The organism is Nostoc sp. CmiVER01 (assembly GCF_034531135.2).
GTDB lineage: Bacteria > Cyanobacteriota > Cyanobacteriia > Cyanobacteriales > Nostocaceae > Nostoc.
The window spans coordinates 607,957-623,185 of sequence record NZ_JAVRBU020000001.1; the positions used below are offsets into that span (position 1 = coordinate 607,957).

Consider the following 15,229-nt stretch of genomic DNA (forward strand, 5'->3'; position numbering starts at 1 on the left):
AAGGACGAACGCTGATGAAGAAATGATGCACAATTGCCTAAAAAATTTTTGGAGGTAGAAAAAGCTTACTCGTCCGTGAAATACTTTTCTGAGATGAATAAGCCAACATTATAAACACTACTGTCACACTAAGAGTACAGGAGCGTCACCCGAAGGGCGGTTGGTTTAATATTCTGGTCTGTCTGCAAAGGCAATTTTATAAAGAATTCTTAAGAAATTAACATTCTTCAGAAAAGGAAAAACCTAATGCTGAAGTAATCATGTCGAAACCTAATTATTAGTTTTTCAATTTTTTGGAGTCGAGGATAATGTTGAAGTTCACCAGTTTGATGATTGTCGGGGCAGTATTGTCGATTAGTGCGCCGGCTCTAGCTGAAAGTCGTGCGGTTAATATCAGTATTGGCAGTATTGGTGGTTCCTTAGATAATGCTGCTTTGCGAACAGTTCGCCAGGTTATCGGGTTTGCAGTCGGCACTAGCACCGTTGATAAATTCATTGTATATAGTCCCAGTACCGGATCTATTCCCATTGAGGGAGGTTTATCTGCTTGTGCTGAAGCTGGCTTCGGCATAAGCAATACAACATTTAATGCTTTTATACAGCAGTTGCGTTCAATTAATCCCAAACCAGGGACTTTCTACAATGTAGAACTTACCACAAGCTGTAAACAGAAATAAGAATGTCGTTTGCCAAAACGCGCGGTAGGATGGGCTTCCTACCTCAGCCCATCCATCAAGTTACACGTAAGCTTGATAACACTTTCTTTGTCTCAACCCTATTTAATGGTTTTATTAATGAATTCACTCATCACATCCCGCAGCGAGTTGCCCATTTAATTGAGCGAGGTGAGAATGTTCGGTATAAAACAGGATCGTCTTTTTTGCTGCTTGCAAAACGCGATCGCGTAATTCTAATGGCTCAATTACCTCCATCTTTGCGCCAAATCCCAGCACATAAGCACAAGCCGCTTCCTCTATATCAAACCTCAGCCAGACGCGAGTCCAGCCATCGGCATCGGGCGAGTCAATCTGTTCTATTCGGGCAAAGTATCCGGCATAGCGTAACCGAGGCATACCCTCTGGAGCAACACGCACCGTCACGCCATAGTAAGGCAGATTGGCTTTGAACTCAACCATCGATTGTTGCCAATAGTCAGCTAAGTTGAATTCAACCGGACGAATACAGGGGTAATCCATAAGCATAGCATCTCGCACCCGTGAAATCCGGTAGGAGCGCACCTCTGACTCTACCGAGGCAACAAAATACCAGACACTACCTTTGGCGACCAATCCCAGTGGGTTGACTAATCGTTTGACCAGTTTGCCATTACCGCGCTCATAACTGAGGTTTACTTGCCGCTCTTGCCAAATCGCTGTTTGCAGAGTCGCAAACGCCGACATTTCCTCGTCCCACCGATGCCAGCCTGTTGGATCAACATGAATGCGCTGGCTAACCATTTCTGCTTGCTGACGATTTGCGGCAGGTATTGCTGCCAGAAGTTTGAGCAGAGCCGCTTCAAATGCTTGACTCCAGCCTAAATCAGCTAGCAAGTGTGCGGGCTTTGGCAAAAACAGCGCCTGAATCTCTGCCAAGTTAAGCCCTGTCAGCTTAGTTTGATAGCTGTCGAGTAAACTCCAACCACCCCCTTTACCGCGTTCTGCCATCACCGGAACTCCGGCACTGCTGAGGGCATTCATGTCACGATGAATGGTGCGCTCAGATACCTCCAATCGTTCTGCTAAATCTCGCGCTGTTAGCTGACGATGAACCTGTAACAACATCAGGATCGAGAGGAGGCGATCGGCACGCATAACTATCCCAAGACCAATTGGAACTACTTTTTACTTTACTGCCTAAATATGACAAAGGATGTCATGAAGTTCAGCTTATCCTGCATAAAGATGGTTTGGAGTCATCGATTTCTTTAAACCACCTAGCAGGATTTAAGGAGGTCAATTATGCAGCTATTGAAGAATAAAATTGCGCTTGTAGTTGGGGCAACACGCGGTGCAGGTCGTGGCATTGCTGTGGAACTTGGTGCAGCAGGAGCAACCGTTTATGTTACGGGACGCACTACTCTTACTGTGCGATCGGAATACAACCGCCCTGAAACAATTCAAGAAACGGCGGAATTAGTAAACCAGGCTGGTGGGAAAGGAATCGCTGTTCTAGTCGATCATTTAGACCCAAAACAAGTACAGGCGCTTGTTGCTCGTATTGAGCAGGAACAGGGCCGTCTGGATGTTCTGGTCAACGATATTGGTGCAGAATATTTGGTGGAGTTCAACAAGCCTGTGTGGGAGCTTTCTTTGGAGCGAGAATTACGGATGCTGAGACTGGCGATCGACACCCACCTGATCACCAGCCACTTTGCATTGCCGCTATTGATCCAAAAACCCGGTGGATTGGTGGTCGAAATTACCGATGGTACTGCCGAATATAACGATAAAAATTATCGGCTGTCGCTGTTCTATGACCTTGCTAAAACCTCGGTAATTCGTATGGCGTGGGGATTGGCGCAAGAACTTAAACCACATCAATGTACTGTCGTGGCGCTGACTCCGGGCTGGTTGCGCTCGGAACTCATGCTCGATCATTTTGGAGTGACTGAAGCCAACTGGCAGGACGCAACGGCAAAAGAACCGCACTTCATAATTTCTGAAACGCCCCATTATGTTGGGCGTGCAGTTGCTTATCTAGCTGGTGATCCACAAGTGATGCAATGGAATGGACAATCGCTTTCTAGTGGGCAATTAGCACAGGTTTATGGCTTTACCGATCTTGATAGCTCTCAACCCGATGCTTGGCGCTACATTCATGAAGTGCAGGAAGCGGGTAAACCTGCTGATGCGACCGGATATAGGTAATGTTCGAGTCACAACACTTCGTATTTTTTGGCAAGCTTCACATTGCAATTAATGTTTGTTCTAATTTCGCGCACTTATACCATTTCACGAAAAATCTGATACAGATGTAAACCTTGAAAGCATTGCTGTATCTAATACCAATTTGAAAAAAGAATGCGACAAATAGACCATTTGTAGAGACGCAATTCATCGCGTTTTTACCCAAGGATGTGTTGCAATCATTAATTGAATTGGTATAAGTTTTTTAATTGCGAATTGCGAATTGTGAATTGTGAATTGGTATAACGCAAATTGCCTATACGTAAGTTCCATCTCACTTGGTTTAGTTTGCAGAACTCAAAGCGATGTCTGTCTTGAAAAGTTCAGAAGGGTGGCTGACGCCGCTCCGACTTTTTGAGTTTTTGAATACCACCGCCACCTCTTGATGCAGCATTTGCTGCATCAATATGCCTAGCCTCAACTGTTCCAGTATTACCTGCGTGTGCTAAGGAAACAGCAACGTTAATCACGCCAATATGCGAAAAAGCTTGAGGAAAGTTGCCAAGATGCGCTCCTGTCTCTAAATCAATTTCTTCTGCAAATAGTCCCAACGGACTACTTCGCGCCAGCATTTGCTCAAACCAAATACAAGCCTCTGTTGTCCTTTGAGCCAAAATGAGCGCGTTAATCAGCCAGAAGGTGCAAAGGACAAAGGATGCCTCCTTACCGCTAACACCTTCTGGCGCATCTCGGTAACGATAACACAGTCCATTCTCAACTAAATGTTCGATAGTCGCATTAATAGTTGACACCATACGCGGGTCAGTTCCATCAATGAAACCAACACTAGACATGAGCAAATTCGAGGCATCAAGAGTTTCGTCCTCGTAGGATTGCTTGAAGGCACCAAGTTTTTCGCTCCACCCTTTTTCAAACACTTCATTACGGATTAGTTGGCGCTCCTGTCGCCAACGGGTAGTATCACCAGTTAGCTCAAGCGCCTCAGCCATTTCGATACCACAGTCTAACGCCACCCATAGCATCACTTTACCGAAAACAAAATGTCGCAAACCCCCACGCACTTCCCAGATGCCGCTATCTGGTTCGTGCCAGTGAGTAGCAGCCCAATCTACCAATGGGCAAATGTGTGCCCAAATTACAGTTGGATCGTACTTTCCAGCCTTCCAGGCGAAATGTAAAGCACTAACTACCTCACCATAGACATCAGATTGAACTTGCCCAGCCGCACCATTGCCGATCCGAACTGGCTGCGAGTCTCGATATCCCCGCAAGTGATCTAAGGTTTGCTCAACAACCTGTCCACTTGATGTAATCGGATAAAGGATTTTGATTCCAGTTGCTTCCATCTTCACAGTCTGGGCGATCCAATTGAAGAATTGACACTCATCATCAAAATAACCTGCTAATAGCAATGCATAAAGAGTAAATGATGAGTCCCGAATCCAGGTGAAGCGATAATCCCAGTTTCTTTCCCCACCAATTTCTTCTGGCAACGAAGTTGTCGGTGCAGCTACAATTGCTCCTGAAGGGGCATAAGTCATCAACTGTAAGGTTAGCGCACTGCGAACAACCACGTCTCGGTATGCTCCTTGATAAGTACACTTATTTGCCCAACCCCGCCATTCGGCGCAAGTTGATGCCAGGGCATCCATTGGGTGTAGATTTGGCAATTGTGCGTCCTCCTGAGTCAAAAGCGTGAACACCGCTCTTTCTCCAGCATGGAGGATTATGTGACACATAAATGTATTGCTTGTTCTGTCCAGATGCCATTCAACAGGCCCAGTAATGGTGAATGAATCAAACCTGACTTCGTTGCCAGATTTGACTAACTTGGGAATTGTCCGCCCATAGTCGGGGCGAGGAGAGCAAGTACTCATAATTTCAACTGTTCCTTCACTAACCTCGACAATTCGGATTAGCCTACCAGGTGCTATTCGGCTTTGCTGCTCCTGGTTGCTAATATCCATAAAATCCAGCAGCGAAATTCGTCCTGACTCACACGTAAAAATAGTTTCTAGTACATTGGTTTCATTTAGATACTGATGACTACTTGACCAGGCAGTGGTTGGCTGAATACTCCAGCTTCCACCACGTTCTAGATCCAAAATCCGAGCAAACAAAGACGGTGAATCAAACCGAGGTAAGCAAAGCCAGTCAATCGAACCGCAACTACTGACAAGAGCTGCTGTATGGCAATTGCCAATCACCCCATAATCTTCTATCGGGGGAAAGGATCGGGTTGGAGGCGTTGGGTCATTATTGGAAGCAGATGTAATACTCATTACCGTCTTTAGCTGCTGATAATCTTTTACGAACATCTTATTTGGAATTGGTAATTTTTTATAGAAATTACCATTGGGTTAACGCTAAAACTCTTTGTCACAGTTAATTTTTTGAACGTAGATGCTTCTGCGGCTTAAGGCATGGTAGCGCAAAGAACGCAAAGGACATAAAAAGAAGAAAGAAATGCTTAATTAAACTGTATTAGATCATAAAATAGGAAGCTGTTGTGGGAGCAACGATATCCCAATAGAAATCAGCAGTCGAGGTTGAGCATCAGAATTCTTAAACAACTTAAGTTTTTTAGTTAAAATTTTATTATTTCATGTAAGTTTGACAACGTTATGACAAATTTATGACGAAAGTTTGGCTATTTTAACACATCTGAAACTAGTGATGTGACACTGACTTCTTTATATGTCTGACGATAGAAGATTTGATAACAAGAGTCAAGTTACTTTATATATATAAAGCAGATAAATTAGGAAAATTAGCATCAAATGAATATCCAATCCCAAAATTTATTAATTCCATTAATGGTAACATCTATTGATGATTCATTAATTGATTGGCAATCAGAAAATGTTTTGAAAATATTAACTTTTTTATTTATATTTTTGATTGCAATTGCGATAAATATTATTAGTAGTAAAGTGGAACACGCAGTTATATTCGCTTTGGTATGCACGCTCATTTCTGGAGCTTTTCTGATAATTAAATAACAACTATAAAACCAAAAAACCGAACATAGACTTTATTCCTGTGATCACCACACAAGTAATTGTAGAAGCTTTCTTGTCAAGGGATAGATTTATCCGCTTAAACTCGAAGCAATAGCGAGAGGGTTAAATACCATTTTGTATTCACTTTGTGGCGAAGGAATACTTAATGTTTGCAAGAATAAATTAGCCTAACGTTTTAAATATTTAAAACGAGTTAATCTTAGAACTAGTTGACAATAGGAAGTTTTGAAAGAGGTTGCCAGACGATAAGATTTGCGGATTATATCTAAGGTAGAGTATGGTACACGGAGTCGAAGTGGGCATAACACGGGGAGATATAACCAGTAATAAGCCTTCTTCAAGTCATTCCACTTTGAGCAGGCTTCAAGATGTAAAAAATCTGAGATGTCTACAACTAATCCTCTACCTTGGTGCATCATAACATTACGTCCGTGGACATCATGAGGGTGGAGGGAGCAACGTCGAGCATAGTCAAGAGCTTCATCAATGTCTCTTATTACCTGCTTGGGAATCGGTAAACCTAAGTGCATACAATCGTACAGAGTTGTTCCATAAAGCCGTTTCAAAATTAGAAAGTTATCTTTGGCGTACAAACACTCAGAAAATGCCGGATGATAACCTAAGCGACGGTAGACTTCTACTTCTTCTTCAAAGCCTGGTCGTCCTGGGGCATAAATTTTAACTACATACTCAGGGTAATCGGGATGATAAACTACTGCGGCATAATTTCCTTTGCCAAGCAGCCGCCAGGGTTGTGGAAGATAGCTGACATTAATGGGATTACGGGGATTGATACTTTCAATTTTTAATCTAGGTAGTAGTTGCTGATAAATGCTTTTGACTAACTGTTCTGGGAGCAATTTGTCCATACCAGATAAGTTTTTGACACCAAAGAACAAGATAACCCTCTTCTGTCACTCTCCGGGGTAATTAAGTAGTAAATAAACGTGGGTAGCGATTTATGAATTTTAAGGTTTAACACTCAATAACTGTTACTTTTTCTAGCTTTCTTGGGAGTGCTTTTTTTGGTGATGAATTTCACGATAGCAGATTCAGAGGATAGAGTTCATAATAAGAATTTATCATTTTGCACAAATGGAGAAAGCAGGATTTAGAGAAAAGGCAAGCAGATGGTGAAACAAGTTCTACCTGGCTGCGACTCAAATGAGAGCGTACCGTGATGGCGATTTTCTACAATCCGGCGAACGGTTTCCAAACCGAGTCCTGAACCACGCCCCACTGATTTAGTGGTGAAGAAGGGTTCAAAAACACGGGTTTGAATTTCAGGTGGAATTCCACTACCAGAATCGATGATGTCAATGTGAGCATAGTGATCGCAATGGTGGGTTGTAATTTCTAGCAATCCCTTACCATCCATTGCATCAATGGCGTTATCAATTAAGTTCGTCCACACCTGATTGAGTTCGCTGCCATAGGCAAGGATTTTAGGAAGATGTTGATCGTAATTGCGTTGTACTTGGATGCCGCATTTGAGTTTATGAACAAACAATCGCAATGTATCTTCTAAACCTTGATGCACATTCACTTCTTGCTGAACGCCTTGATCGAGGTAAGAGTATGACTTCATCGCTTGCACAAGTTCAGAAATTCTCTCAGCTCCTCGCAAACCATGTTTAATCATTGATATGACTTCAAACGAGAGCGATAGCCAGTGCAATCCCATCTCTCGCAATTCAGTGTCGTCGTTGCGCCAACGTTCCATGAGATGATCTAAGGTTTCGACCTCAATCCCACCTTCTGCTAAAGGTTCTGCTAATTTCCATGCCTGGTTCACGCCATAATCTTCTAACCATTCCAGTAAGACGTTTTCGCGATCGCTTAATGTTACCGGATCTAGACGATTATTTAAAATCGCATCATAACCCTGATCCCGGACTTTCAACCAGTTTTGAGTATGTGCTTCTTCAACATTGCGTTGCCCATAAACTAAATTCATTCGTTGTAGCTCTAGGATAGCGGCTGGCATTTCCCCTAAAGTCCGAACCAGTGCTGAAGCTGGGTTGTTCAGTTCATGAGCTAGACCTGCGGCAAGTGTCCCTAAAGCTGCCATCTTTTCGCGCCCACGGATAAAAGACTCTAGCCCCCGCATACGACGTTGCATAATGCGAAATACCATCCGCTCAAAATCACGACATTCATGCAGCAGTTTACGGAAATCTCCTCCCTTCATTTCATAGAGGTGGCAATTTGTGAATGCCCGCATTGTCACAGGTGCAGGTTCATCTGTAAGGACTGGAATTTCACCAAAAAAGGATGGGGCTTCGTGTTGCCCGATGGGAATTTCAATTCCTTCACTGCGGCGGGTCATGTTGATTTTACCTTTGACTAAGATAAATAAGCGACATACAGGATCTCCCTCATGGGACAACACTTCTCCGGCGGAAAGTTCAACTGTTTGAGCGCGATCGCAAACCCACTCCAATTGTTCTTTAGGAAGCTGTTGAAACGGGTCTAAGTTGATTAATTCCTCAACACACAACATCAATTAACCTCCTTTTAGTTAAACATTACTCAGGTAGCGGTGAACGAATTGAATAGCAATCGAACCTTCTCCCACACCGGATGCCACCCGCTTAATTGAGCCAAAGCGTACATCTCCGGCTGCAAATATGCCAGGAACATTGGATTCTAGTAAGAAAGGAGAGCGTTCTAAAGGCCAACCTGGAGGAGATTTGCCATTATGCATCAAGTCGGGGCCTGTGATGATAAACCCCTGAGTATCGCGCCGAATAACGCCATCGAGCCAATCAGTTTTAGGGCTAGCACCGATGAAGATAAAAAGCGATCGCGCTGACACCGTTTCAGTATGTCCAGTCTTGGCATGGGCAATCACTATTTCTTCTAAATGTTCATCTCCCTTCACTTCCACGACGCTGCAATTTGTGCAAACTTTGATATTTGCAGTAGCTGCAATTTGGTCAATCAAGTATTGCGACATACTTGATGATAGTGATTCACCCCGTACTAACATGATCACTTTGCTGGCATATTTAGAAAAGTGCATTGCTGCCTGTCCGGCAGAATTGGCCCCACCTACCAAGTAAACCTCTTCATTGGTACAGGCGATCGCTTCAGTCATGGCAGCACCGTAATAAATTCCTGCCCCTGTAAGCTTTTCGGCTCCTGGGACATTTAGCCAACGGTAGGAAACACCCGTTGCAACTAAAAGTGCATGGCAACTAATCTCGCTACCGTCCGCTAATTGCAGAACCCGGTAAGGATCTTGCAGCTTAACTCCGGTTACTATTTGAGGAGTGAGAATTTCTACCCCAAATCGCCGCGCCTGGGTGACTCCCCGCCTGGCCAAATCACTGCCGCTCAAGCCAACAGGAAACCCTAAATAATTCTCAATGCGTGAACTAGTGCCTGCTTGTCCACCTGGAGCCTCACGCTCAATTAAGACTGTACTCAATCCCTCGGAAGCGCCATAGACGGCGGCGGCTAGTCCGGCAGGCCCACCACCCACGATCGCTAAATCATAGAAAGGTCGCTCTGCCTGGGTTTGCAATCCAATTTTGGCAGCAATCTCTAAATTAGATGGTTGGATTAATCGAGAACCATCGGGAAACAGTACCAGGGGCAATTGCTGTCTGCCATCAGCTTGTGCGTATTCTACTAATTTTGCTGCTTCTGGCTCCAATTCAATATCTAACCAGTTATATGGAATCTGGTTACGCGCTAGGAAGTCTTTCACTTGATGAGAAAAAGGCGACCAGCGATTACCAATGACTCGAATACCTTCAAAAGGTGGGCGAAATCCAGCTAGCCAGTCATCTAATAAATCATCCAAAACCGGATATAGTCGCTCTTCTGGCGGGTTCCAGGGCTTAAGTAAGTAGTAATCAAGTTTGGCACTATTAATTGACTTAATCGCTGCATCGGTATCTGCATAAGCTGTTAGCAAAGCACGTTTTGCATCAGGAAAGACACCTTTGGCCTGTTCAAGGAACTCCACACCTCCCATTTGGGGCATTCTTTGATCGACCAAAAATAGAGCAACTGCTTCATTCCGCAATTTTAGTTGCTGCACCAAGTCCAGAGCAGCAATACCGGAATCTGCCCGGACAATGCGGAAGCGATCGCCATACTGATGCCGTAAGTCTCTTGACACCGCTTGTAACACTTCTGGATCATCATCGACGGTTAAAATTGCAGGTTTCGCCATAACTATTGTTACTTGATAATTGCAGTGTCTAGTCTGATGTTCAAAAACTTGTCGTCAAAATATCTACTGTTCAACTAGTTGTTTTAAACGAAAGTATGCTTCTTCTGGTGTCAGCGCTTCTGATTGACTTTCATTAGGTATATAAAATATCCAGGTATCGGGAAAGTAATGCACTACAAAGCTGGGAATCAAACCTAAGCTTAGTGCTTGCTTTCCGAGTTTTTCTGTTTGTTCCTCTAAACTTAGTTGGTCATGAAATAGATGTTCAGCCATATTTTTTATCTCTCTGTACTTTTTTTGACTCTGAAAGAACCTTCAATACCAGCATTACACGAATCACCTAAAGGTGATTTACCATTTACTATGTTCCAGAATAAACTTGAGAATCTTTTGGTAGTAGACCTAAATAACTTCAAATATGCGTCTCATAAAAATCATAAAGCTATTTTGGATTTTAACGCTGAATTTGATAGTCGCAGGGGACAAGGAACAGGGTGCAACGTCACTTTCGCTACAGTTTACTAGTCAAAACCTTAATTGATAATTGAGAACCTCTGTCTTCTTGTAGTAGCTTTCCCTCTTTAGTGAGCTTTAATTGCTGCCCCCGCCACTCTATAGTGTTCCCAATAAAGCCAAAACACCAAATAATAAAGCTTAACAAGTCGTACCCAGGAATGAGCCAGAGAAACTTTTTGACAATTGGATCTTTCAGACTAATAGTACCAACGACCCAAGCCATTACCAATCTTGTTATCCAACAGATACATAGTCCTACCCATCCTAGTATTGAACCATCTGTAGCAATCAGCAGCAGCAAACTAGTAACGACACCGTAGGTAAAAATTAGTCCTAGATAACCCCAAGGACGAGAAACTCGTTTACCACGCGCCCAACGGATTTGACGCTTGATAGCATCAACTAAGTTGTTGCTTGTCTGTACATGTTCAACTACATAGTCAGAAAGTACAACCTTGTAACCTGCTTGAGCAGGTAGATAGCCAAGTTGGAAATCATCTGCTAGATAATCGGCAATTGCTTCAAATCCACCGATGGCTTCTAGTACTTTTTTAGAGATGGCAATGGTGGAACCAAAGGCGTATTTTATACCATTTTCCTGGATATTGCTGACTAAAACTCCCGCATGAAACTCAGTAGTAGTACCAATAGCCTCCAATGTTGATACCCATCCTTGAGCTAAGGATCGATACATACAGGTAACGACACCGACGCTTTTATCTTGCAACGGCTGGATAACTCTTTGCAAATAGTCTGTTCCAACTCGGATGTCACTATCAGCAAGGACTAAAATTTCGTATTTAGCTTTGGCTGAGGCATTTGCCAAGTTGCTAACTTTGAGGTTTGTACCGATGACGCGATCGCTTACTATTAGGAGAATATCCAAATCTGAATAATTATGGATGATTTTCTCTACAACCTCTATGCAAGGGTCTTGAGAATTTCGCACAGCAAAGATGATTTGATACTTTGGATAGTCCTGCTGACAAAATGAAGCTAGGTTTTCATAAGCATCGCTATCAACTCCGCAAAGAGGTTTGAGGATACTAACAGGTGGATGAAACTCTGAATCTGTTGGCTGGGAATGATTAAAAAAGGTTATTGCTGCATAAATTGCATAGCAATAAAAGCAAACAGAGAATATGCACAAAATTATGAGAGAGTCAATGGTAATCAAATGAAGAATTCTTAAAAAGTTAGATACAAACATGGTTATTAGACCTATCTTTTAAATAAGTTTTGTGGGAATATAAGTAGGTAGGTGCTAGTATATTAAGTTTTGTCGTATTCTATTTTTCCATAGTCAAGTTTGATAATTCGATCTGCTAAATGAAAATAGCGATCATCGTGGCTAATTACCAGTACTGTTTTACCCAGCGATCGCAGTTCTGGTAGAAGTTGAGTATAGAATATTTCTTTGAATACTGGATCTTGATCAGCAGCCCATTCATCAAATAGATAAATTGGTCGATCTTCCAAGTATGCTGTGAGTAAAGCTAGTCGTTTCCGTTGTCCTTGAGAAAGAGCAGTGGTAGAAAGTTGACCATTTTCAACTTTTACCTTATGGTCTAGTTGCAATTTTTGTAAATATTTTTTAGCTTGAGCATCCAAGTAAGAATTTTGTAATCCGAGAAGTTCTTCAAATAAATAAAAGTCGGAAAATACAACGGAAAAATGCTGACGATACCATTCTCGATTCGTTTCGTTAATTAAGTTGTCATCAAACCAAATCTCGCCGTTGTTAGGGATATAAAGTCCGGTAATTAGTTTGACTAATGTAGATTTACCGCTACCATTACCGCCGATAATAAAAACTAATTCTTGAGGATATAGTGTCAGGTCGATGGGGCCAAAAATAAAGCTATTGTCTTCTTCAACTGTATAGTAAGTGTGAGTAACATTTTTAAATGTTAAGCTGTGCCAATTAGATTTAATTGCAAGTGAAACAGTGGATATTTCAGTTCGGCTAGCTAGAGATAAACCCAATGACTCAATTTTTTTCCAGGCAATACTGGCTTGACTCAATAGGGGAAGTTTGCTGATGATGTTATCCATTGGTAACACCAAGTAAGTAAAGGTCAAAATGTAGCCAGAGAGGGTTTCGGCATTGATAGTGAGCAGATTAGGCAACACGAACATCACAAAACCGAGGGCAAAAAAGAATACGAGTTGTCCCCAACTAGAAGTTGTGGCAAATAGGGTTAGACCTTTAACATTGTGATGGCGGAACTTGTTAGCAGTTGGGTGAAGTTTTCCTTCTAAAAAATCTTCACGCCGCCTGTGGTTTAGTTTGAGTTCTTTAACTCCTTCGGTAATAGTGCGAAAATGTTTAAACAGTTGATCTTCATCTTCACGAGCTAAAGCCAGCAATTTCTCTCCTCTGTTGAGTAGCCATTGACAACTAGCGATCGCTACTATTGAAATACCACAAACTAGCACCAATACTAACCAAGAAAGCCAGGTTATATATGCTATGCACCCCAGGACGATGGCTAAATTAATAAAGATAAAAGGCATCTGATAAACAGCATTAGCAACCGCCTGAATATCTTCTGTGAGAGTTGCCAATAATCGAGGATTCCCTAACCCTTCTAAATGAGTTAACTCAGAAGTGAGAATTTGCCGACTCAAACGCATCCGTAATTGCAAAACTGCATTTTGGGAAAGGTGAATCAGCATCACTTGAGAAATAATACTAGTAATTAATACAACTATCGCCAGCCCCGCAAAACCCCAAATGATGGATGTGAGACGAGAACCACCACTGCTACTTGCAGCATGGCTAATTAAGGCAATCAAGCCAGCACTACTACCGCCACTCAAAAATCCAGTAGCGATCGCGATCGCTACCATCCCCCAAGAAGAACGCAAAAGAAAGTAAATCAAATTCATGATAGATGCCTATGCCCCATGCCCCATTTTCAAGATAGTTATTGCAAATCAATTTAGGTTGCGCTTCTAGGGTGAATTTTCCATCCTCACAGTTCAAAACTTCTGAAAGATCACGGTAAGCTAATTACAATTACACTGATAACGGATTCGCCCAGCGTCTCGTACACTGTGCGTAGAATTATATATTGAGGAAATATACTTGTGAAAAAAACTTTATTTCTCAGTCCTCCTTCCTTCGATGGATTTGATGGGGGAGCCGGTTCACGATACCAAGCCAAGCGCGAAATTACTTCCTTCTGGTATCCGACATGGCTGGCGCAACCAGCAGCACTTGTGCCTGGTAGCAAGCTAATAGATGCACCACCACACGATCAAACAGTAGAAGATGTAATCGAAATTGCTCAAGATTACGAGCTAATTATCATGCACACTAGCACGCCTTCGCTACCTAATGATGTGAAGTGCGCCGAGACAATCAAAGCTCAAAACCCTAATATCAAGATTGGCTTCATTGGAGCGCACGTAGCAGTGTTACCAGAGCAGACGCTGGCTGAAAACCCAATCATTGACTTTGTGTGTCGTCATGAATTCGACTATACCTGCAAAGAACTAGCAGAAGGGAAGTCTTGGCAAGAAATTACAGGTCTAAGTTACCGCGATCGCCAGGGTAATATACATCATAATGAAGACCGCCCCTTAATTCACGATTGGGATTCTCTGCCCAGTGTATTGCCGGTTTATCATCGTGATTTGGATATTACTAAATACTTTATTGGCTACTTACTGCATCCATACATTTCCTTTTACACTGGGAGGGGCTGTCCGGCAAAATGTACCTTCTGCCTTTGGCCACAAACAATTGGTGGACACCTATACCGCACTAAAAGCCCGGAAGCCGTCGGGCGCGAAATGGAAGAAGCTAAGGCGCTCTTTGGCGACAAGGTGCGAGAATATATGTTTGATGACGACACCTTTACCATTGACAAACATCGAGCGATCGCAATTAGCGAACACATGCGCCGACTCAAACTAACTTGGAGTTGCAACGCCCGCGCCAATCTCGACTATGACACCCTGAAAAAACTACGCGATAATGGCTTACGCCTACTTTTAGTCGGATTTGAATCTGGCAATCAGCAAATTTTGGATGGAATTAAGAAAGGAATCAAACTGGAAGTAGCGCGGAAGTTTATGGAAAATTGTCATAAACTTGGCATTACCGTACACGGTACATTTATCATTGGTTTACCCGATGAAACTCAACAAACAATCGAAGAAACAGTCCGCTTTGCTTGCGATATTAGTCCTCATACAATTCAAGTTTCCATCGCCGCGCCCTATCCTGGAACAGAACTTTATCGTCAAGCACAAGAAAATAATTGGTTTAGCAACAATTCCTTAGTTGCTAGTTCTGGAATTCAAATGTCTACACTGCAATATCCAAATCTTTCTAGTGCTGAGATTGAAGACGCTGTTGAGAAGATGTATCGGAAGTTCTACTTCCGTCCCAGAGCGATTATCCCAATTGTCACTGAAATGCTCACCGATCCCCAAATGTTAGTTCGTCGGCTACGTGAAGGGCGGGAATTTTTCTCTTACTTGAAAGATCGTCGCACCCAAGCAAGTGCAAAAGCAGCATCAGTCGTTGTTAGTTAATGATTGTAAATTCAAGGCTTTTAAACCATAAGCATTACATATAGCATCAGTTACCAATTTTGAATCTTGAATTGTTAATGGTTATTTTT

Annotated in this window: 11 protein-coding genes; 3 read left to right on the forward strand and 8 right to left on the reverse strand. The window is 42.6% G+C overall.

Annotation, left to right across the window (positions count from 1 at the left end):
• Positions 1-308 precede the first annotated feature (308 nt).
• The gene (locus RMZ43_RS02315) at positions 309-677 is read left to right on the forward strand and encodes a hypothetical protein (protein ID WP_322645984.1); all 369 of its coding nucleotides are present in this window, start codon (positions 309-311) and stop codon (positions 675-677) included.
• A 123-nt stretch (positions 678-800) separates the two neighbouring features.
• On the opposite strand, the gene RMZ43_RS02320 is transcribed toward RMZ43_RS02315, so the two are convergent.
• The gene (locus RMZ43_RS02320; protein WP_322645985.1) at positions 801-1,811 is read right to left on the reverse strand and encodes a helix-turn-helix transcriptional regulator; all 1,011 of its coding nucleotides are present in this window, start codon (positions 1,809-1,811) and stop codon (positions 801-803) included.
• A 147-nt stretch (positions 1,812-1,958) separates the two neighbouring features.
• Here RMZ43_RS02320 and RMZ43_RS02325 point away from each other — a divergent pair, with 147 nt between their 5' ends.
• Positions 1,959-2,867, forward strand: a complete 909-nt coding sequence (locus RMZ43_RS02325; protein WP_322655584.1) for an SDR family oxidoreductase — start codon at positions 1,959-1,961, stop codon at positions 2,865-2,867.
• A 362-nt stretch (positions 2,868-3,229) separates the two neighbouring features.
• Here RMZ43_RS02325 and RMZ43_RS02330 read toward each other — a convergent pair whose 3' ends face one another.
• From RMZ43_RS02330 to RMZ43_RS02360, 7 genes are all read right to left on the reverse strand, one after another.
• Entirely contained in the window at positions 3,230-5,149 is a 1,920-nt protein-coding gene (locus tag RMZ43_RS02330) for a glycoside hydrolase family 15 protein (RefSeq protein WP_322655585.1), read from the reverse strand.
• 908 nt (positions 5,150-6,057) lie between these two features.
• Positions 6,058-6,759, reverse strand: coding sequence for a serine/threonine protein kinase (locus RMZ43_RS02335; protein ID WP_322655586.1), 702 nt, complete (start codon positions 6,757-6,759; stop codon positions 6,058-6,060).
• A 242-nt stretch (positions 6,760-7,001) separates the two neighbouring features.
• A complete protein-coding gene (locus RMZ43_RS02340) occupies positions 7,002-8,393 on the reverse strand; it encodes an ATP-binding protein (RefSeq protein WP_322645988.1) in 1,392 nt (463 codons plus the stop codon).
• 18 nt (positions 8,394-8,411) lie between these two features.
• A complete protein-coding gene (locus tag RMZ43_RS02345; protein ID WP_322645989.1) occupies positions 8,412-10,076 on the reverse strand; it encodes an FAD-dependent oxidoreductase in 1,665 nt (554 codons plus the stop codon).
• A 63-nt stretch (positions 10,077-10,139) separates the two neighbouring features.
• Complete coding sequence (locus RMZ43_RS02350; RefSeq protein ID WP_322645990.1) at positions 10,140-10,349, reverse strand: hypothetical protein; 210 nt, start codon at positions 10,347-10,349, stop codon at positions 10,140-10,142.
• A gap of 238 nt (positions 10,350-10,587) precedes the next feature.
• The gene (hpnI, locus tag RMZ43_RS02355) at positions 10,588-11,802 is read right to left on the reverse strand and encodes a bacteriohopanetetrol glucosamine biosynthesis glycosyltransferase HpnI (protein WP_322655587.1); all 1,215 of its coding nucleotides are present in this window, start codon (positions 11,800-11,802) and stop codon (positions 10,588-10,590) included.
• A 62-nt stretch (positions 11,803-11,864) separates the two neighbouring features.
• The gene (locus RMZ43_RS02360; RefSeq protein ID WP_322655588.1) at positions 11,865-13,484 is read right to left on the reverse strand and encodes a cyclic peptide export ABC transporter; all 1,620 of its coding nucleotides are present in this window, start codon (positions 13,482-13,484) and stop codon (positions 11,865-11,867) included.
• 201 nt (positions 13,485-13,685) lie between these two features.
• Between RMZ43_RS02360 and hpnJ the strand changes: the two genes are divergently transcribed.
• Positions 13,686-15,140 carry a hopanoid biosynthesis associated radical SAM protein HpnJ gene (gene hpnJ, locus RMZ43_RS02365; protein WP_322655589.1) on the forward strand — a complete coding sequence of 485 codons (1,455 nt, stop codon included), beginning with the start codon at positions 13,686-13,688 and terminating at the stop codon, positions 15,138-15,140.
• Positions 15,141-15,229 lie beyond the last annotated feature (89 nt).

Bases quoted from the DNA above. Each gene is read 5' to 3' on its own strand.
- RMZ43_RS02335 (WP_322655586.1), bottom strand. From the start codon at position 6,759: ATGGACAAATTGCTCCCAGAACAGTTAGTCAAAAGCATTTATCAGCAA.
- RMZ43_RS02350 (WP_322645990.1), bottom strand. From the start codon at position 10,349: ATGGCTGAACATCTATTTCATGACCAACTAAGTTTAGAGGAACAAACA.
- RMZ43_RS02340 (WP_322645988.1), bottom strand. From the start codon at position 8,393: ATGTTGTGTGTTGAGGAATTAATCAACTTAGACCCGTTTCAACAGCTT.
- RMZ43_RS02315 (WP_322645984.1), top strand. From the start codon at position 309: ATGTTGAAGTTCACCAGTTTGATGATTGTCGGGGCAGTATTGTCGATT.
- RMZ43_RS02325 (WP_322655584.1), top strand. From the start codon at position 1,959: ATGCAGCTATTGAAGAATAAAATTGCGCTTGTAGTTGGGGCAACACGC.
- RMZ43_RS02360 (WP_322655588.1), bottom strand. From the start codon at position 13,484: ATGAATTTGATTTACTTTCTTTTGCGTTCTTCTTGGGGGATGGTAGCG.
- RMZ43_RS02345 (WP_322645989.1), bottom strand. From the start codon at position 10,076: ATGGCGAAACCTGCAATTTTAACCGTCGATGATGATCCAGAAGTGTTA.
- hpnI (WP_322655587.1), bottom strand. From the start codon at position 11,802: ATGTTTGTATCTAACTTTTTAAGAATTCTTCATTTGATTACCATTGAC.
- RMZ43_RS02320 (WP_322645985.1), bottom strand. From the start codon at position 1,811: ATGCGTGCCGATCGCCTCCTCTCGATCCTGATGTTGTTACAGGTTCAT.
- RMZ43_RS02330 (WP_322655585.1), bottom strand. From the start codon at position 5,149: ATGAGTATTACATCTGCTTCCAATAATGACCCAACGCCTCCAACCCGA.